Annotated in this window: 14 protein-coding genes; 2 read left to right on the top strand and 12 right to left on the bottom strand. The window is 48.1% G+C overall.

Going from position 1 to position 18,419, the window contains the following annotated elements; genetic code table 11:
* Positions 1-23 precede the first annotated feature (23 nt).
* Positions 24-1,190, top strand: coding sequence for a D-alanyl-D-alanine carboxypeptidase family protein (locus JFC05_RS04225; RefSeq protein WP_198335899.1), 1,167 nt, complete (start codon positions 24-26; stop codon positions 1,188-1,190).
* 124 nt (positions 1,191-1,314) lie between these two features.
* On the opposite strand, the gene JFC05_RS04220 is transcribed toward JFC05_RS04225, so the two are convergent.
* The 12 genes from JFC05_RS04220 to JFC05_RS04165 all read right to left on the bottom strand — a co-directional run bounded on the left by JFC05_RS04220 (position 1,315) and on the right by JFC05_RS04165 (position 17,523).
* Positions 1,315-3,261, bottom strand: coding sequence for a sensor histidine kinase (locus JFC05_RS04220; protein WP_198335898.1), 1,947 nt, complete (start codon positions 3,259-3,261; stop codon positions 1,315-1,317).
* A 399-nt stretch (positions 3,262-3,660) separates the two neighbouring features.
* The gene (gene der / locus JFC05_RS04215) at positions 3,661-5,082 is read right to left on the bottom strand and encodes a ribosome biogenesis GTPase Der (protein WP_075101512.1); all 1,422 of its coding nucleotides are present in this window, start codon (positions 5,080-5,082) and stop codon (positions 3,661-3,663) included.
* A 418-nt stretch (positions 5,083-5,500) separates the two neighbouring features.
* The gene (gene bamB, locus JFC05_RS04210; RefSeq protein WP_105246591.1) at positions 5,501-6,709 is read right to left on the bottom strand and encodes an outer membrane protein assembly factor BamB; all 1,209 of its coding nucleotides are present in this window, start codon (positions 6,707-6,709) and stop codon (positions 5,501-5,503) included.
* Positions 6,710-6,983: 274 nt separating this feature from the next.
* On the bottom strand, positions 6,984-7,745 hold the full coding sequence (locus tag JFC05_RS04205; protein WP_227697399.1) for a YfgM family protein: 762 nt from the start codon (positions 7,743-7,745) through the stop codon (positions 6,984-6,986).
* Positions 7,746-7,883: 138 nt separating this feature from the next.
* Positions 7,884-9,173, bottom strand: a complete 1,290-nt coding sequence (gene hisS, locus JFC05_RS04200) for a histidine--tRNA ligase (protein ID WP_105245023.1) — start codon at positions 9,171-9,173, stop codon at positions 7,884-7,886.
* Positions 9,174-9,271: 98 nt separating this feature from the next.
* Positions 9,272-10,387 (bottom strand): flavodoxin-dependent (E)-4-hydroxy-3-methylbut-2-enyl-diphosphate synthase, encoded by a 1,116-nt coding sequence (gene ispG, locus JFC05_RS04195; protein WP_198335896.1) that lies wholly within the window; start codon positions 10,385-10,387, stop codon positions 9,272-9,274.
* Between the two features lie 84 nt (positions 10,388-10,471).
* Positions 10,472-11,287: a helix-turn-helix domain-containing protein gene (locus JFC05_RS04190; protein WP_227697398.1), complete on the bottom strand. Its 816-nt coding sequence runs from the start codon at positions 11,285-11,287 to the stop codon at positions 10,472-10,474.
* Positions 11,278-12,228, bottom strand: coding sequence for a type IV pilus biogenesis/stability protein PilW (gene pilW, locus JFC05_RS04185; RefSeq protein ID WP_227697397.1), 951 nt, complete (start codon positions 12,226-12,228; stop codon positions 11,278-11,280). The genes JFC05_RS04190 and pilW overlap by 10 nt, the downstream gene beginning before the upstream one ends.
* Before the next feature lie 106 nt (positions 12,229-12,334).
* Complete coding sequence (gene rlmN / locus JFC05_RS04180) at positions 12,335-13,570, bottom strand: dual-specificity RNA methyltransferase RlmN (protein WP_192994768.1); 1,236 nt, start codon at positions 13,568-13,570, stop codon at positions 12,335-12,337.
* A 372-nt stretch (positions 13,571-13,942) separates the two neighbouring features.
* On the bottom strand, positions 13,943-14,374 hold the full coding sequence (gene ndk, locus JFC05_RS04175) for a nucleoside-diphosphate kinase (protein WP_198335894.1): 432 nt from the start codon (positions 14,372-14,374) through the stop codon (positions 13,943-13,945).
* A gap of 350 nt (positions 14,375-14,724) precedes the next feature.
* Positions 14,725-16,014 carry an adenylosuccinate synthase gene (locus JFC05_RS04170; RefSeq protein ID WP_075101505.1) on the bottom strand — a complete coding sequence of 430 codons (1,290 nt, stop codon included), beginning with the start codon at positions 16,012-16,014 and terminating at the stop codon, positions 14,725-14,727.
* A 201-nt stretch (positions 16,015-16,215) separates the two neighbouring features.
* Entirely contained in the window at positions 16,216-17,523 is a 1,308-nt protein-coding gene (locus JFC05_RS04165) for an ATP phosphoribosyltransferase regulatory subunit (RefSeq protein WP_198335893.1), read from the bottom strand.
* 504 nt (positions 17,524-18,027) lie between these two features.
* Between JFC05_RS04165 and JFC05_RS04160 the strand changes: the two genes are divergently transcribed.
* Positions 18,028-18,417: a DUF2237 family protein gene (locus JFC05_RS04160; protein ID WP_105245018.1), complete on the top strand. Its 390-nt coding sequence runs from the start codon at positions 18,028-18,030 to the stop codon at positions 18,415-18,417.
* Positions 18,418-18,419 lie beyond the last annotated feature (2 nt).

The following is an 18,419-nucleotide window of genomic DNA, read 5'->3' as shown; positions in this document are numbered from 1 at the left end:
TTTATGATGCGGTGTAACGATATATGACAGTAAAGCGTGTAAAAAATCAGCTGGTACAGCTGGTCGTTGGTGTAAGTGTTTCTATGAGTGCGATGATGGCAAATGCCGCCATTCAGCCACCCGAGATGGACAATACCGCCTATGTATTAATGGACTACAACACTGGTGAAATCTTGGCACAAAAAAACGCCAATGAAGCGCTACCGCCAGCATCTTTGACAAAAATGATGACCAGCTACATCATCGAGCAGCGCCTCGCCTCAGGTGACCTAAAAGAAGACGATCAAGTACTAATGAGCCCAAATGCGTGGTGCCGCGGCAGTAGCAGTCAGTCTTGTATGTACGTCCCTGTCAATAAAACCGCCAGTGTCCTCGACATGCTGCGCGGCATCATAATTCAATCCGGTAATGATGCTTCAAAAGCCATGGCAGAGCATATCGCTGGTAGCGAAGCCTCGTTTGCCATCTTGATGAATGAGCAAGCAGAAAAGCTGGGCATGGAAAACACCCATTTTGTCAACTCGACAGGTATGCCTGACGAAGGCCATAGAGCTTCAGCGCTGGACTTGGCCAAGCTATCGCGCGCTATCATCAAAAACAGCGGCGACTACTATGGCTTGTATGCCGAAAAAGAGTTTACCTACAATGGCATCACACAAGGCAACCGCAACGCCCTACTAGCGACTGACCCCACGGTCGACGGTCTAAAAACAGGGCATACAGATGCTGCAGGCTACTGCTTGGCCGCCTCGAGCAAACGTGATGGCATGCGTCTGATTTCTGTGATCATGGGCACCGAAAGCCCGCAAGCCCGTGCCGACCAGTCGCGCGAGCTGCTTAACTGGGGTTTTGGTCACTTTACCACCGTCACCAAAGCACCTGCTGGGCAGTTTGTCAGTAAGGTACCAGTCTGGTTTGGTGAAACCGACGAAACTGAGCTGGTCACAGGTGATAACTTGCAAATACTGACCAGTAAGACGCAAAAAAACAAAATAACCACCGTGGTCGACATCCCCGAAAGCTTAGAAGCCCCCATCAAAAAAGGACAAAACATCGGTAAAATGATGGCAGTCATCGACGGCAAAGCAGTGGCATCCGTGCCTGTTATTGCCACCAGTGACATCGAACAATCAGGATTTTTGAGCCGCACTTGGCAGCGTGTGGTTCGCTGGGTACAAAGCTTTTTTTAAGCACTTGGCATAACTTATATACAAAAAAAAAGACGCTCATCTACCGGAGCGTCTTTTTTTTGCATAAAATCAAGGCTTGTAGTATCACACTCATCTCGCCATGTCTGTAGTTAATCCCACCATATCATGTCCAAACGAGCCAGCGTTTTATCAAATCGCTCAACCCTTTGTCACTATATGTCACCATGTGGCAATAGTCGACACCAGCGGCTTTTAGCCCATGCTCAAAGCTCTCTAAGCTGCGCACGTGGTGTTTTGGATACCAGTATATCAATAGCGTCCGATGGGTGATATCAGCGTTTTCTATCTGACGAATACGAGTGGCCAATGCCTCAGCCCTCGCAGGATACACGTCTTCTGCAAACATCACTATGTCGATTTTTTTGTGGCGCATCTCATCTAGCGCCAGCTGCTCATACTGATGGCAGATCACCTGCGCGCCTAACCGCTCAAGCTCTTCCACCAAAAATCCCGCTTCGTGATAATAATAGTAAATAATACTCAGCCCCGCCAGCACTTGCTGCTGATGGACTTGCTGTTGGTTGGGCAGAGGAATGGTCAAGACAAACTCTGTACCAACGCCCAGCTCACTATGGACATCGATACTCGCTCCCATCAGCTGGGCCATTTGTTTGACGACGGGCAAGCCTATCCCTGAGCCTTCGTATTGCCGCGTTTGTGACGAATCCACCTGAAAAAACGGATTAAAAATATCGTCGATGTGATTATTATCGATGCCGATGCCCGTGTCTTTTACGCTAATCTGCCAGCGATTACTTTTATCAAAATGCGTGAGCTGCGAGGCAATGGTGACCTGCCCCGCTGAGGTAAACTTAATGGCATTACTTAGCAAAATCGAGAGTATTTGCTGTATCTTTTTTACATCACCTTGTAGGCCATAATCTATATGATGCACTTGGCTAATCAGCTCTAAGCCCTTACGTTTAGCGACAGGCTCAAACTCTGCCAACAGATCAGCGATCAGCTGTAGTGGGTTGAACTCACTAAGATGAATGGTCATCTGACCTTTTTGTATCTGATTCAACTGAATGATATGCTCAAGCGAAGACACCAGCTTGTCACTGCCACTACTGATGATATCGACCGCGTCTTTTTGCTCTCGGCTCAAGGTTTCATAATCTAGCAGTTGTAAGCCGCCGACAATGGCATTTAATGAGGTTTTTAGCTCGTGGGTTATCATGCTCTGAAAATTATGCAGCTGCACATCGAGCGATACATCTTTGCTGTGTAGCTGCTGCTCAAAGATCGCCACCGCTTCATAGTCTTGTTTGATATCTTGCAAGCGTTTAAACAGTACAATCAAAGCCTGCTTGATTTGCACCAGCTCCTGAAAATTAAAATGCTGAGCGATAACGGGCAGTTTTTCAAGCTCAGGCGTCCTAATGATGATGTCGCATACTTCAGTGAGCGCGTCCAAATCCCTAACCGGCCAGTTGAGCTTGCGTAAGATATACAGCGCCCAGACCACAGCCAGCAAAATCGTAACCAGCCACAATAAAGCATTGCTTTGAAACCAGCTTGCGCGCAGTTTTTTGACATCTAAGGTGATATTAATATAACCGACCAGCGTACTCTTGGCATTTTTTGTGGTGCTTGAGGACGCCGCTAGGTCTGATGACTGGCGCGGTAAACCATCAGCATCAGAGAGCGTAGCGGCAATAGTAAGACTGTCTGGTTGCAAGTCATTACTGACGACTGGGTAATTAAAGCTGACCGTATCGGCAAACAGGGCGTTTTTCCAGTCGCCTCTAGATTGACTAGTATCACTGATAGGCTGAGGGGTTGAGTAAAATAAAATACTCTGAATACTTGGCTCATTTTCTAATAAAAAGGCAACTTGCTCCGCTACGATATCTGCCCCTTCTGCTGTCGAGGCGCTGGCGGTCAATACCGCGGCAAGCTGATCTATATGCCGATGCGTTTCTTTGTAATGATAAGTCAGACCATAGACAAAAGACAATATAAACCCTGCCAACACAGCCAGCGTAATGGCCTGTACGACAGAGCGCCAGATAAGCATAGGAATGGTGCGAGATCGAGGGCTGTTCATATCACTCAACGAAGCCAAGACAACTTTTTATTCATACTACAGGTATTTTGCAGAAGTGATAAGAAAAACATGCAGATATTTTTGGGCAAGTACCGTCCTATAGTCGATACACTCTAAAAATGTCATAGCGCTACTGGGATGAATTTTGCGCAGCCTCTGGGAACGCAGCACGCAAGTAAAATTTATACCAGTAGCGCGTTTAAATCCATAACAGGTTTACATTCAGCTAACTATACTGGCATCAGATGTGCCAATTTCATATTGGATTGACTATACACAACAAGGTGAGAATAAAAACAGCGGCGCAGCACTATGCCGCCTTATCGTGACAACGATACAGGCGACATCATAAAGCGACTGGTTCGTACACTCGCCACTGGCAAGTTAGCCATTAGCAAGTTAGCGAGGTTTTTTGTCTTTGGTGGTGAATTTTTTTGCCCGATTGCGTTCACGTTGGCGTAACTGCTGCGCTTTTGCTTTCGTCGGCGTGTCGCTTTTATTAGCATAGGGGTTGTCATTTTGTCGAAAGATGACATTCAGCGGTGTGCCTTCAAGCTTAAAGACTTGACGAAATTGGTTTTCGAGGTAACGCTGATAGCTCTTCGGTAGCGCACTGGTTTGGTTACCGTGAATGACAATGACCGGTGGGTTGTGACCACCGATATGCGCATAACGCAACTTAATACGGCGACCTGCGACGGTCGGTGGTGGGTTGGCTGTCACAGCGTCTTGCAATATCTGCGTCAAGCGATTGGTCGATACCTCAAACATAGATGACTGATAAGCGCGCAAAATCGACGGGTATAAGTTGCCCACGCCGGTACCATGTAGCGCTGAGATCAGGTGCACTTTCACAAAAGGAATAAAGCTAAAGCGGCGATCCATCTCAAGCTTGATATAGTCTTTTTGGTCTTGGCTGAGGCCATCCCATTTGTTTATCGCGACCACCAGCGCCCGACCTGCATCGAGCGCATAGCCTATCATATGCAAGTCTTGATCGACGATGCCTTCTTGCGCATCGATGACAATCACCGTCACATTGGAGTCTTCGATGGCTTGTAGGGTTTTGATAACGGAGAATTTTTCTACTTTTTCATCAATTTTGCCGCGGCGGCGCACGCCTGCGGTGTCGATGAGGACATAATCCTTACCATCCCGTTTATAAGGAATATAAATACTGTCGCGCGTGGTGCCTGGCATATCAAACACCACCACCCTATCTTCGCCAAGCAAACGGTTGACCAAGGTAGATTTGCCGACATTTGGACGACCGATAATGGCAAGTTTTAAGCCATTTGGTTCGACGACGTTTTCTTGCTCAGGCATATCAGCGGTCAGCACTTCTAGCAAGTTACCGACACCGCGGCCGTGGCTGGCGGCCATCGGATACGGCTCGCCCAAACCAAGCGCATAAAACTCCGCAGGCGCGGCATCATGGACGCCATCGACTTTGTTGGCGACCACATAGACAGGCTTGCCCAATGTATGCAAAAACTTACCAATCTCAGCATCAGCGCCAATCATCCCAGACCGCGCATCCACCACAAACACGATGATATCTGCCTCATGAATCGCTGTGTGCGATTGCTCAGACATATAATCATCGATATTGCCACTGCCATCATCTGCCTCACCAATACCACCCGTATCGACAACGATAAACGATTTGTTTTCGTAGGTAGCATCACCGTACTGACGGTCACGCGTCAGCCCCGACATATCAGCAACCAATGCCTGCCGACTTTTTGTAAACTGGTTAAATAAGGTTGATTTACCGACGTTTGGACGACCAATTAAGGCGACCACAGGCTTGATACTCATGGGTTACTCTCAGTGAAAGGCACAATGGCAGACCGTACAGCGACCAAAATCATAGTCGCAAATATTGTTGTACGTGACCGCAAATTAATATAAATGATAAAACGACAGCAGATACAATCATCGACCCTATGACATCGACTCTATAGTAAGCAAGTCTACAGTGATGATTATATCTCTCAGACACCATTTTATCGGATCTATCAAATGATATCGTCTATATGGTAAACCTACCGCATATCGGTCGCATAGAGTACGCGAAAGCCTGCGTTTAAACAAGCAGTTTACAACCAAGCACAAAACGCTGACCTAGCAGCGTGAGTGATAATAGTAGTGATCGTGATATCAATCCGCAAGTCTAATGGCTGGCTGATAACAATATCACGACTCATCAGCTACCGCATGGCACAGTCTATGATACTTAACGTATCAGCTGCCAGATAGCCACTTGACCTGAGGTGCTCTGCGTTAGCAAACGACTTCCTTGTACTTGCAAGTTGGTCAACGCCCCCTTGGTCTGTACACGGCTAATGATTTGACCATTGGCAGGGTTGAACAAATGCACCACACCTTCTAAATCACCGACCGCGATATAATCACCAATCATCACAGGGTTGGTCAAGTGACGATACGCCAGCTCATCGCTCTCCCAGAGCATCTCGCCATTGCTGCGATCATACGCAACCACTTTACCATCTAGGCTGGTGGCGATGACTTGCTGATTATTGACAGCAAGGGATTTGAGACTGGCAAGCTCATTGACAAATAAAACCTGACGCGAGGCCAAATCAATACCCAATAACTGACCACTATAGCTGATTGCAAACAGCTGGTTTTGATCAACAGTAGGCGTGCCATCGACATCGCTCATACGCTCAACTTCGCTGCTGCCCATACCGACACCGACGCGTCTCGACCACTGCGGCAGACCACTATCAACCGTCACCGCATGCAAACGGCCATCTGCGGTCGCCAGCAACGCGGTCTTGCTGTCTAGTAGGGTTGGCGCAGCGCTACCGCGTACACTGATGGCAGGCACTTGAGTGGCAAACTGCCATACGGACTGGCCGGTTTGTAGAGATAAGCCGTGCAAAAACCCATCATTCGCTGACAAAATCACGCGATTATTACTGACCAAAGCTGGCGTCAATACCGACCCTGATAGCTGCTGCTGCCAGCGTTTGGCACCCGTTGTACTATCAAACGCCATCACCTGACCGCCACGTGTGCTAATGATTGCTGTTTGGCTTAAGGCATCTACTGTCACGCCGCCGGTGATTTGATCACCGACATTGACTGACCACAGACGCTCACCTGCATTATCAAACCCTATCAAGTCGCCACCGCGTGAAGCTGTGACCATTTGACCATTGGCATAGCCAACTTGCAGCGCCAAAGGATCTTTTTTGCTGGCTTTTTTATTGCCAACATCTGCGCTAAAGACAGGCTGTAGCACAGTGACCGGCTCTGCAATTTGTACCAAATCGACAGGATCATTGACGACAGGCTTGATACCGCGATTACACCCAATCACTGCAGTGCTCATTACTGCCAGTACGGCCACATGCATGACTGTCTTTTTGATAATATTGGCTGTTGACATGTTGCTCGAGCGAATGGATTGAGTCATCATAGGTTCTCACTACAAAAATTATTATGGATTAGTGGATTGGGCGGTCAGTCTGTGGCTCATCCATCAATGATCTGCTCACAGTGTTGCCTGGTTTTAATTATCTTGGTGACTGTTATAAATTTTTTTAAATAGATAACAGCCACTTATCAACTCTGCTCTCACGATCAGCCCACTGGCCGCCAATCTAGCATATAGAATTCTGTTGGTACTGCCTAGGGTGCTGATAAAACATCAGCGCTATTATTCGTTAATAGCGCCTAATACAATACCACTACTGTGTAACTTCGGCCGATGCGCCCTCTACCACTGGTGGCTGCTCAGATATCGCAGGCCCTGGTACAGCAGGCTCTTGGATCAGACTGGCTTGCGCCTCGATGGGCTCAGGCATTACCCCCAAGCTCTCCATCTTCAGTGCCAATACTGCACGCATTTCTTGACGCTCACGTAACAGCTCCCACGCATTATTGTAAGCGTTGATGGCCAAATCTTTATCGTTTTGTGCCAGATAGATATCGCCTAGCAACTCTTGCTGACTGGCTTCAAATGAGCTTGGCACGTCTTGTTTGGCTTCTGCCAGTGCGCCCTCAGTATCACCTGCTGCCAGTAGCGTGTTGGCATAACGTAGACGGGTGATGGCGCTTAGGCCAGCGTCGCCCAAGTCAATTGCCAATGCCTGCTTCAGGGTATTTGCCGCGGCGGTAAAATCATCACTATCCACTTGGTGACGGGCTTTTATCATCAGTGCTTGCCACGCATAGACTGAATCGCCGTGGGCGGCAACCAATGCATCGATATCTTTATCTAGTTGTGTGCGGCTTTGTGCCAGCGCTTCTTGCGCCTCAGCTTCCAAATCTGGGTTTTGCGCCGCCAGACTGATTTCTTCATTAAGCCGCTGGATATCCGCGTAGTGATCTGCTGCGACTGTATCAACGCGCGCATGGTTATTTTGCCAGTATGTCCAACCAAAATAAGCGGCCAACGCCAACAAAATTGCAGTGACGATATAACTGCCATACTGCTTTAACGCGTCCATGGAATTGTCTGGATTTGGCGAATTGGGTGTCAAAGCCATAAAGGGTTACCTAATAAAAGTGTTATAAAAATGCTGAGGCGAAAGCCGATATCAACTGATTAACCTATTAATTGATCGACTAATCGATCGACCCATTCATCACTGGCGCGAAAAATTGTCTGCATTCGATAGCCAGTCTTGCGAGACACTACGCTGCTCGCCTGTCTGCATGTCTTTGATACTCACCAAATTGTCATCGAGCTCTTGCTGAGCAATAATCACCGTGAGCGCAGCCCCTGATTTATCCGCCTTTTTCATTTGCGCTTTTAGGCTGGTGGCACTTGCCATCTTGACTCGGATATCTGGACGCTCATAACGTAGGTTTTGGGCATACTTGATACCTGCGCTATAGACTTCTGGATGAGCGACCACAAAGACATCGCAGGCCGAAACGTCTGCCATCGGCGCGACCGCCTCTAGTAACAATAATAAACGCTCAAGCCCCATGGCAAATCCAACGGCAGGCTCAGATTTGGCAGGTTTACTGCCGTCGGTACCTACAGACTTTAGCTGGCCAATCAAACCATCATAACGACCACCTGCACAGACGGTGGCTTGGCTACCTAGCTTGTCTGTCACCCATTCAAAGACGGTCTTATTGTAATAATCCAGACCGCGTACCAGATGCGGATTGATCTCAAAATCGATACCAAGCGCGGTCAAGTATGCCTGCACTTGCTCAAAGTGCGCCATACTCTCCGTACCCAAAAACTCAGCCAGCTTTGGCGCATCATTCAATAACGCCTGCGTACTCGCCTCTTTGCTGTCTAAGATACGTAGCGGGTTGGTCGTCAGACGGCGCTTGCTATCCTCGTCAAGCTGATCTTGTTTGTCGGTTAGATAAGCGACTAAGGCCTCACGATAAGCATGGCGCTCGTCGATTTCACCCAAGCTGTTTAGTTGCAAGCGCATCTCGTCTTTGAGACCCAGCGCTTGCCACATCAGATGCGTCATCGCGATCAGCTCAGCATCGGCATCGGGCAGCGCACTACCGAAGCTTTCGACTCCTAATTGATGAAACTGACGATAGCGGCCTTTTTGCGGGCGCTCATAGCGAAACATGGGGCCGATGTACCATAGTTTGGGCGTATCACCGCGCAGTAGATTGTGCTCGATTACAGCCCTTACCGCGCCTGCGGTGCCCTCTGGGCGCAAGGTCAAAGGAGTGGGCGGCTCAGATTTATCGGCAAAGCTATACATCTCTTTTTCGACGATGTCGGTGGCCCCGCCAATAGCACGGGCAAACAAATCAGTCTGCTCAACGATAGGCAAGCGAATATGCTCATAACCGTACCTACCCAGCACATCCGCCAATATCGCCTCTAATTGTAGCCATTTTGCCGATTGGGTAGGCAAAATATCATTAAACCCTTTGATAGCTTTGATCATGGTACGGTCATATCCTTACAATTATCACAAGTTCTTTTTTATATGGTTAACCTAAAAACAGCGACAGCACTACTGGTATCCGTTAGCGCTACTGGTATTTATTTAACGCGAATAATCTCATTTTCGCGCTTTTTTGCCAAGTCTTCAGCATGGGCGCGCACCATACTTTCAATCTCATCGACTAGATTTTCGGTATTGATCAAATGGCTTTTTTCGCCCATACGGTAGACCAATGACTTTGGCGCAGCACCGACAATACCGATATCGGCTTCTTTGGCCTCCCCTGGGCCATTTACTTTACAGCCAATCACTGACAGATCCATCGGCTCACGAATATCCTCGAGACGCGACTCTAACGTTGTCATCACTTTGATCACATCAAACTCTTGGCGCGAGCAGCTAGGACAAGCGATAAAATTGACGCCGTTTGAGCGGATATTTAGCGATTTTAAAATATCAAAGCCGATTTTGATTTCTTCTTCAGGCTCTGCCGCAAGGGAGATACGAATGGTATCGCCGATACCGTCTAGGAGTAGCCCCCCTAATGCAATGGCAGATTTGACCGCGCCGGTGCGATAGACACCAGCTTCGGTCACGCCCAGATGTAGCGGGTTGTCAATTTGGGCTGAGAGCAGACGATACGCCTCTAATGTCAAAAACACATTACTGGCTTTGACTGAGACTTTGTACTGATCAAAATTGAGGCGCTCTAAAATATCGATATGGCGCATCGCGGACTCTAGCATCGCCTCGCCCGTCGGCTCTTTATACTTTCGCTGGATGTCTTTTTCTAGCGAGCCTGCGTTGACACCGATACGAATCGGGATATTGTGATGCTTGGCGCAGGCAACCACTTCACGTACTTTGGCATCACTACCGATATTACCTGGGTTGATACGCAAACAATCAGCGCCTGCTTCGGCCACTGCCAAAGCAATCTTATGATCAAAATGCACATCGGCGATGAGCGGCACGCTGACCTGTTTACGGATTTCGGCAAAGGCGTTGACCGTATCCATCGTCGGGGTCGAGACGCGCATCAGATCAGCGCCTGCTTCTACGCAGCGCTCGATTTGTGCGACCGTCGCGGCCACATCACAAGTCTCGGTATTGGTCATGCTTTGCACACTAATCGGTGCATCACCCCCAATCGCGACATCACCGACATATATTTTTTTGGTAAAACGACGGTTAATAGGCGCTGACGTTGACATAGACAAACCCTTTGGTTAAAACAAAAAAATAAAAATAAACCCTGACAATGATACCTAACGATGCGGCATTATGCTTTTGCCCACTTATGGCGCAAGCTCAAAACTGGCTTGCTTATCAGTGGCATATGCCTCTAATGCCACCGCCTCTTGGTTGAGCATTAAGCTGACATTATCGACATTATCGATCTGTACATTAAATGGCGGTATGCCAGATAGCTTATAGCTACCCGTGCTTTGAGCGCCGTTCATCAGATTGCTCCCTGACGCATCAGTAATCACCACCACCGCCTCGTCGCTCAACATCACCTCTAACGTCGCGGTGCTGCTCGCCGCGCCTATGTTAAGCGCAGAGCCTGCGGCACCCACGCCTGTCTCGCTATCGATAGCAGCGCCTTGAGCCTGCTCAAGTGCCGAGATGTCTTCGACAGCGTTGGTCGGTGCTTGGGTATTTTCTTTGCTGGCATTACTGACCATGCGGAATAAAAAAATCGCTAAGATAATAACGCCAATGACCGCGATAATCAGTAACGGATTGAAACGAATGCGGTTATGAGTGTCTCGCTGCAAGGTGCCCATCGGGCGCAGCGGTGTATCAATGTTGTTGACTGAATGTGGTTTTAGCTCATTGGGGTAGGCGGCATCAAAGCTACTGGCGATCTTTACAGGGTCTAACCCCAAAAACTTGGCATAGTTGATAGCAAAACCACGAGCAAACGCGGCTTGCGGCAAATCTGCAAAATTCTCATCTTCTAAGGCTTTTAGGTGACGCTTTAAGATAAATAGCTCGGCGGCGGCCTCTTCTAGACTGACTTGCTTTGTTTTGCGGGCTTGCTGCAACATGGCACCAAATGATCCCTGAGTATTTGATTGAGTGTTTGATGATGGGGTGGTCATTTCCATGGTGCCTCTGGATTGTTAAGCCAAGTCTTCAGTTGTTTTGCTTCATCACTTAGTGGATAAGCGGATAAAAGCTGCTGTGCCAATTGCTGGCGTGTGGTTATGTTGTTTTGAGCCGCCGCAAGTTTGATGCCTTGTAATAGCAAACGCGGGCTGATACCTTGCCCTTGTACCAAGATCAGTGTCTCGTCATAAAGTTTTTGCGCTTGGGCCACCCGCTGCTGCTCAAGCAATAAATCTACCAATTCGATATGGGCGATGATGCTATTGCGGTTGCCATCTAGCGCGCGCAAAAACGCTTTGGCCGCAGCAGTACGGTCGCCCATCTGTAGGTAGGTTCGGCCTAGGTTTTCCAGCGCGCCGATACGACCTTCGTAGCCAAGCGCTGCCCCTGCAATCTCAAACTGCTCAGCCGCTTCTTTATAGCGTTTCATCTGCGACAAATACACGCCATAGTTATTGTGAGCTTGCTCAAAGTCTTTATCAAGCGCGATGGCTTTTTTAAAGTACTGATCGGCTTTTTGCAGATTAATACGGCTGCCCTCTTGCTGCAGCAAAACGCCCATCATATCATAGGCTGGCGCGTAACGGCTATCGGCAGCGAAGGCTTTTTCAAGCTGGCGTTGGGCGGTATCAAGCTCGTTTTTGCGGATATATTGCGCGGCAAGCGAGGTGCGTACGCGCGCAATTTCTTGTTGATCCAAGTTGCGATCATTGCTCGGCCGCGTCGACGTCTGATAAGGGGTATCCCCCAATAAATCATCGGTTGGCGTGCTTTGACACCCCGTCAAAAACAGCCCCACCATTGCCATACCAAGCAGTAGCCGTTTGGACGCCACTGCCGTCTGTGCCACGACTGGCAACGTGGCTGTCATCCATGGTTTGTCAGTCAAAAAACACACGCTTTGATACTTATTTTGACAAGAATTTTTAGAAGTCATCATAGCCGCCATCATAAAACTGGATTCAATGCGTTCGATAATCGAAGCATCAGTTTAATAGATTTAGCCCCCATAAGTACAATTTAGTTGTGATTAATTGTATGATGAATCACAACTCAGCGTTTTCACGCGCTTTGATGCTTTGCTGCCATGCCGCTGAACGACGAGTGCGGTCGGCGACTTGCCCGACCAGCTGGCCGCAAGCCGCATCGATATCGTCGCCGCGCGTTTGACGAATGGTACACACAAACCCAGCTTCACTTAAGATATTGCTAAACGCATGGATGCGGTTGTTGCTTGATTTGTCATATGGTGCATGCGGAAACGGATTAAACGGTATCAAATTAATCTTACTTGGTAGACCATCCAATAACGCCACCAACTGCCGCGCATGCTCATCGCTGTCATTGACGCCATCAAGCATGACATACTCAATGGTGACGTGTTTTTTGTGGCGTGGATTGACATCATACACGTAGTTTTTTGCCGCGGCGATCAGCTCACTTAACGGGTATTTCTTATTGATAGGCACCAGCTCATCACGCAGCTCATCATTGGGCGCGTGCAAGGATATCGCCAAAGCCACATCGAGATCTTGTGCCAGCTGATACATCTTGGGTACCACGCCTGAGGTTGACAATGTCACACGGCGTTTTGAGAGGCCATAAGCATGGTCGCTGAGCATAATCTCCATCGAGCCGATTACAGGCTTGTAGTTTAATAAAGGCTCACCCATACCCATCATCACCACGTTGGTGACATGGTTTTCCCAAGCGCTATGATCGACAGCCTCTAAGCTGTCATTGTCATCACTCATGTAGGAAGCATTGGCCACCCACAGCTGCCCGATGATCTCAGCCGCCGTCAGATCGCGCTCAAAACCCTGCTTACCGGTACTACAAAAACTACAGTCGAGCGCGCAGCCGACTTGCGAAGAGATACACAAGGTTTTGCGGCCATTCGATTTATTATCATCCGCCGGAATCAATACCGTCTCTACCAGCGAGCCGCCCGTCACTTCAAACACCCATTTACGCGTACCATCATCACTGTACTGACGATGAATGACCTTAGGCGGAGTCACGCAGGCATTCAGCGACAATTTATCGCGCAGTGACTTGCTCAGATTGGTCATCTGCTCAAAATCTGTCACCCCGTGCTGATATATCCATTTAATCACCTGCGTCGCGCGAAATGGCTTTTCGCCTAGGCTTTTAAAATAGTCAGCCAATTGTGCTTGGGTCATCCCCAAAAGATTGGTCTTGGCCTGCGCTTCATCGACCAGCTTGATGCTGGCTTTGGAGGTGGCAGGGACATGCTGGATCGGGGATTGAACAGTGGACATAATAGATAACCTTTTTGCATCAGCTAAATTAAGCGTGGCAATTGTTGATATAAGCGATGAGTGTTGCTCTCCATACGCCTTATGGCAAATATGGCCATTAGCAATCCATTATGAGCGCAGCATCTCTTGTACTTATGCCAATCATACATAGCGACAAGCACAAAAAATGAGTAGCTATACTGATAAAGGATTGATAATGCTAGATAAAGACAATAATGAGGCAAATAATAAAAAATTTCAATAACACAAAGACGGCGAAAAAACAGACAAACCAAAATAGCTAAAACGGCTTATACCCATCAGATATAAGCCGTCTTGCGACACAAATTATTCATAGCCAACCTCTCGGCTGCTATCAATAACTGGCTGCTCTTAGCGCGTACGTGCACATACTTCATCATCGTTAAAGAAGTAGCTGATTTCACGTGCTGCTGACTCAGCTGAATCTGAACCATGAACCGCGTTTTCGTCGATGCTGCTAGCAAAGTCAGCACGGATAGTGCCTTCGGCAGCGTCGGCTGGGTTGGTTGCGCCCATGATTTCACGGTGTTTAGCAATGGCGTTTTCGCCTTCTAATACAGAAACAACGACAGGGCCTGAAGTCATGAATGAGACCAAAGCATTATAAAATGGACGCTCGGCATGCTCAGCGTAAAAACCGCCTGCTTTTTTGTCATCAAGATGCAACATTTTTGCAGCAACGATTTTTAAACCCGCTTCTTCAAAACGGCTATAAATAGCGCCGATGTGGTTGCCAGCGACTGCATCAGGCTTGATGATAGATAAAGTACGTTCGTTAGCCATAAAAAAACTCCTAATAGGGGGTCAGTTTGGTAAAAGTAAAGGGGTAAATGCTTTGTTTTAACGTTGGCCGCCATGTCGACGAAGCGGATAACTCATGATTTATCGATAGCAAAACACGAGCGTCAACATAGGATTGTTGCCTATTATAATGATTGAGGCTATAAATGATAGGATTAATTTATGACCGCACCTTGCATAAAAGTAAATTTATGATCCGCTAATTGTTAATACGGTCATCATATTGACCAAAAAGAACCCCAATGCTCAGCACTGGGGTTCGTTTAATTGATACTACTTGATGAATACTACAAGCCAGTTAATGCTTATAGCACCAAGACTTATAGTAAGCACTAAGCATCATACGGGTCACGAAGTACGATGGTCTCTTCGCGGTCAGGGCCGGTTGAGATGATATCTACTGGGCAGCCAATCAATGCTTCGATACGTTTGATGTATTTTTTGGCGTTTTCTGGTAGGTCGTCATAGTTGGTGATACCAACGGTAGACTCGCTCCAACCTTCCATTGTTTCGTACTTCGGTGTGACAGACTCATAAAACTCTGCGTCGTGCGCGCCAGCACATTCTGTCTCAGGGAGGTTGTAACCCACACCGATTAGCAATTCTTCAAGACCGTCTAAGACGTCAAGCTTGGTCAAGCAGATACCTGACATAGAGTTCAATACCACCGCACGGCGTAGTGCCTCGGCATCAAACCAGCCGCAGCGACGCGCGCGGCCAGTGGTCGCGCCAAACTCATGGCCGACTTTGGCTAAGTGGGCACCCACATCATCAAACAACTCTGTTGGGAATGGGCCACTACCGACGCGCGTGGTGTAGGCTTTGGTGATACCAAGTACATAGTCTAGGTACAATGGGCCGATACCCGTACCAGTCGATACGCCGCCTGCTGTAACGCTTGAGCTGGTGACAAACGGATAGGTACCGTGGTCGATATCAAGTAGCGTGCCTTGTGCACCCTCAAACATTAGGTTTTTGCCAGAAAGGCGCAATTGGTTGAGGTCTTCGGTCACATCAGTAACCATGCCTTTGATCTCTTCGCGCCACTCTTGGCACAGCTTAAAGGTCTCATCAAAATCGATGGCATCGACTTTATAATACTGTGTCAGTTGGAAGTTATGATATTCGATTAGGTTACGTAGTTTTTCTTCTAAATCATCACGGAACAAGTCAGCAAGCTTGATGGCACGGCGCGCCACTTTGTCCTCATATGCAGGACCGATGCCGCGACCTGTGGTACCGATTTTGCCTGTACCGCGTTTGGCTTCGCGTGCTTGGTCAAGTGCCACGTGATATGGCATGATGAGTGGGCAGTTTGGCGAGATACGTAGACGCTCACGTACTGGTACGTTGTTGGCTTCTAGATCTTTTATCTCTTTTAGTAGGGCATCTGGCGCTAGTACCACACCGTTACCGATGAAGCAGGTGACGCCTTCACGCAAGATACCAGATGGGATCAAATGTAGGACGGTGGTTTTGCCATCGACAACCAGTGTGTGCCCAGCGTTGTGACCGCCTTGAAAACGAGCAACGGCTGAGGCTTTTTCGGTAAGCAAATCAACGATTTTACCCTTACCCTCATCGCCCCATTGGCTACCCAAAACTACGACATTCTTACCCATGATCAATCCTTACCTTTATGTATTGAGGTGTGTGCAATAACGGTTGCAAAACTAACATGATGTTAGCAGTGTTTGATGCTTGTGCTCAGTGCGCTTATCATTGCCGCGCCAAACCAAGTATGTTTTATCTTAAAGTCTTTATCCAAGCAGCGATGCTACTGTAACTATACCTATAAGTCAGCCAAACTGAATCTAGTTAAGCTAAATAGTTTGTAGTTGCCATTGATTGTCAGCAAAACCCAAACGATGTGTCACGCCATCGGGACGATCGTCCGCGTTTAGTGGCATGGTGACACGGTAGCCCTGCTCGCGTAAGCTGGTGGCCTGCTGGAGCAAGGTTTGTCGCTGCTCGGGGCTTGCTTGAGTAGCGGCTTGATAATCGATCAGCACGATACTTGGCGCTTCAAGCTGCGTGTGCGCCAGCAAACGGCTGACATCCATACTAAATCCTGTGGCTTCGCGTGGCTGGCTGGCGGACAGATGGCCACCGCTTTGCATACCATCAAAACGCCCACCGCGTACCAGCGGCTGAGTCTCGCTATTGATATAGCCATTAAAGACAATGCCAGTATGATAGTGGTAGCCTGATAGCTCAGTCACATCGACACTCACCGGACACTGCCACTGCGTTTTTAGGTGCGTTTTTAGGCGCTGTAGCTCATCGATAGCCGTAGATATCTGTTCATCTTGCTGGGCGGCAGTAGAGAGCTTGGTCAGCAAATTATCGATATCGTGACCAAAACGCGCTAAGGCATAAAAGTCATCGCCCATCGGCAATGCTTGGCAAACGCGTTTGAGCTCTGGTAGGTTTTTATTGGCATATAAATGCATCAATTGCTCAGCGTCGCTGTCAGATAGCGCCGCCATCTCAGCCAAACGCTTAAATATCGCCACATGACCCAAGTCAATATGCAGTGCTGCGCTCATATCTAGTGTATTGACCATCCCAAACAAGACATCAATCAGCTCGATATCGGCTGCCAAATCGGCGCAGCCAAATATCTCAGCGCCTAACTGCAAGGGCGTACGTGAACCAAACAGTCCTGAGGGCAAAGTGTGAATCACATCGCCTGCATAGCAATAACGCGCAATACCGGTACCGCCATGATGCGCATCAATACGCAAAATCTGCGGGGTAATATCGGCGCGCAAGCCCATCAAACGACCCGTCAGCTGGTCGATGATCTTAAACGTTTGACGTTTCAAATCTTCTGAGGCGTCACTTAATAGTGACTCAGTAAACTCAATCATCGGCGGATTGACCAACTGATAGCCATGAGTGATCAGCTGCTGCGTCAATTGATACCTAAGCACCTCTTGCTTATGCGCGTCTTCAAACAACACATCCACCACGCCATCAGGCAACAGCCAACTGTTGGCCACATCGCTGGCAAAGTGGTTTAGGTAGGGCATGCTATTGGGTTTAGCAACGCTATCGGCAGGCTGAGTGGCCGCATTTTTTGTTGCATTTAACTGGGCAGGTTTTGCAGAATCAGAACTGACAGACACAATAAATCCTTGTTTGGCGTATCGCTTACCAAAAAACGCGGTACTGATGCGGTACTAAAAGGTTGTATTTATAAGGGCATTGACATCGTATCGTTGTGTTTTTAACACACAACATCATTGACCCAATTATTTATAAACAAACTAGGTAACCGCAACAGGGTGAGTAATAAGTATAATTTGGAATGATAAGACGAGTATCTTTATGCGCTAATAAACAGAGATAAATAATCAAGGCACTTTATGCTTTAGTTTAGCATAGCACTCAAGGTTCGCCTAGTGACAATTGGGCACAATTACTATCTAATTATCGTCTATGGCATCATGAGCATGAGCATCAGTAGCTACGGCGACGGCTATCTGCTCGTATTGAACAAATAGCGCCCGTGAAATAGCCGCTATACGCTTGCATTACTTGATAAAACGTGCGCGAATTGCCTCAGCAAGAACAGCGCCATGCAGACAGACTCATGTTACACTAACACATATTTTTATCTCGGAAGCCTTATGTCATCTGATTACCACCCAAACCCAGCCATCAACCAAACCAACGTCTTAGGAACGGCGCTTGCTAGCTGCTGTTTTGACCCGATTACCGGCTATTATCGCAATGGTTTTTGCCATACTGGCAGTCATGATGTTGGCCAGCATACCGTCTGCGCCAAGATGACCAGCGAGTTTTTGAATTTTTCTGCCAGTCGCGGCAATGACTTAATCACGCCTCTGCCTGAGTATGGTTTTGCTGGATTAAAACCTGGCGACTACTGGTGCATCTGTGCGCTGCGCTGGGTCGAGGCCTTGGACTTCGATATCGCCCCGCCGATCAAGCTCGAAGCCTGTCACGAAAGCCTGCTGAGCTTGGTCGATATTGAGACTTTAAAAAGCCACGCGCTTTAATG

Source organism: Psychrobacter celer, assembly GCF_016107555.1.
GTDB classification, from domain to species: Bacteria; Pseudomonadota; Gammaproteobacteria; order Pseudomonadales; family Moraxellaceae; genus Psychrobacter; species Psychrobacter celer.
This window is presented reverse-complemented; position numbering and strand designations above follow the sequence as displayed.

Excerpts from the sequence above, each read along its gene's own strand:
- JFC05_RS04225 (WP_198335899.1), top strand. The coding sequence starts at position 24 with ATGACAGTAAAGCGTGTAAAAAATCAGCTGGTACAGCTGGTCGTTGGT.
- JFC05_RS04220 (WP_198335898.1), bottom strand. The coding sequence starts at position 3,261 with ATGAACAGCCCTCGATCTCGCACCATTCCTATGCTTATCTGGCGCTCT.
- der (WP_075101512.1), bottom strand. The coding sequence starts at position 5,082 with ATGAGTATCAAGCCTGTGGTCGCCTTAATTGGTCGTCCAAACGTCGGT.
- bamB (WP_105246591.1), bottom strand. The coding sequence starts at position 6,709 with ATGACTCAATCCATTCGCTCGAGCAACATGTCAACAGCCAATATTATC.
- JFC05_RS04205 (WP_227697399.1), bottom strand. The coding sequence starts at position 7,745 with ATGGACGCGTTAAAGCAGTATGGCAGTTATATCGTCACTGCAATTTTG.
- hisS (WP_105245023.1), bottom strand. The coding sequence starts at position 9,173 with ATGATCAAAGCTATCAAAGGGTTTAATGATATTTTGCCTACCCAATCG.
- ispG (WP_198335896.1), bottom strand. The coding sequence starts at position 10,387 with ATGTCAACGTCAGCGCCTATTAACCGTCGTTTTACCAAAAAAATATAT.
- JFC05_RS04190 (WP_227697398.1), bottom strand. The coding sequence starts at position 11,287 with ATGGAAATGACCACCCCATCATCAAACACTCAATCAAATACTCAGGGA.
- pilW (WP_227697397.1), bottom strand. The coding sequence starts at position 12,228 with ATGATGACTTCTAAAAATTCTTGTCAAAATAAGTATCAAAGCGTGTGT.
- rlmN (WP_192994768.1), bottom strand. The coding sequence starts at position 13,570 with ATGTCCACTGTTCAATCCCCGATCCAGCATGTCCCTGCCACCTCCAAA.
- ndk (WP_198335894.1), bottom strand. The coding sequence starts at position 14,374 with ATGGCTAACGAACGTACTTTATCTATCATCAAGCCTGATGCAGTCGCT.
- JFC05_RS04170 (WP_075101505.1), bottom strand. The coding sequence starts at position 16,014 with ATGGGTAAGAATGTCGTAGTTTTGGGTAGCCAATGGGGCGATGAGGGT.
- JFC05_RS04160 (WP_105245018.1), top strand. The coding sequence starts at position 18,028 with ATGTCATCTGATTACCACCCAAACCCAGCCATCAACCAAACCAACGTC.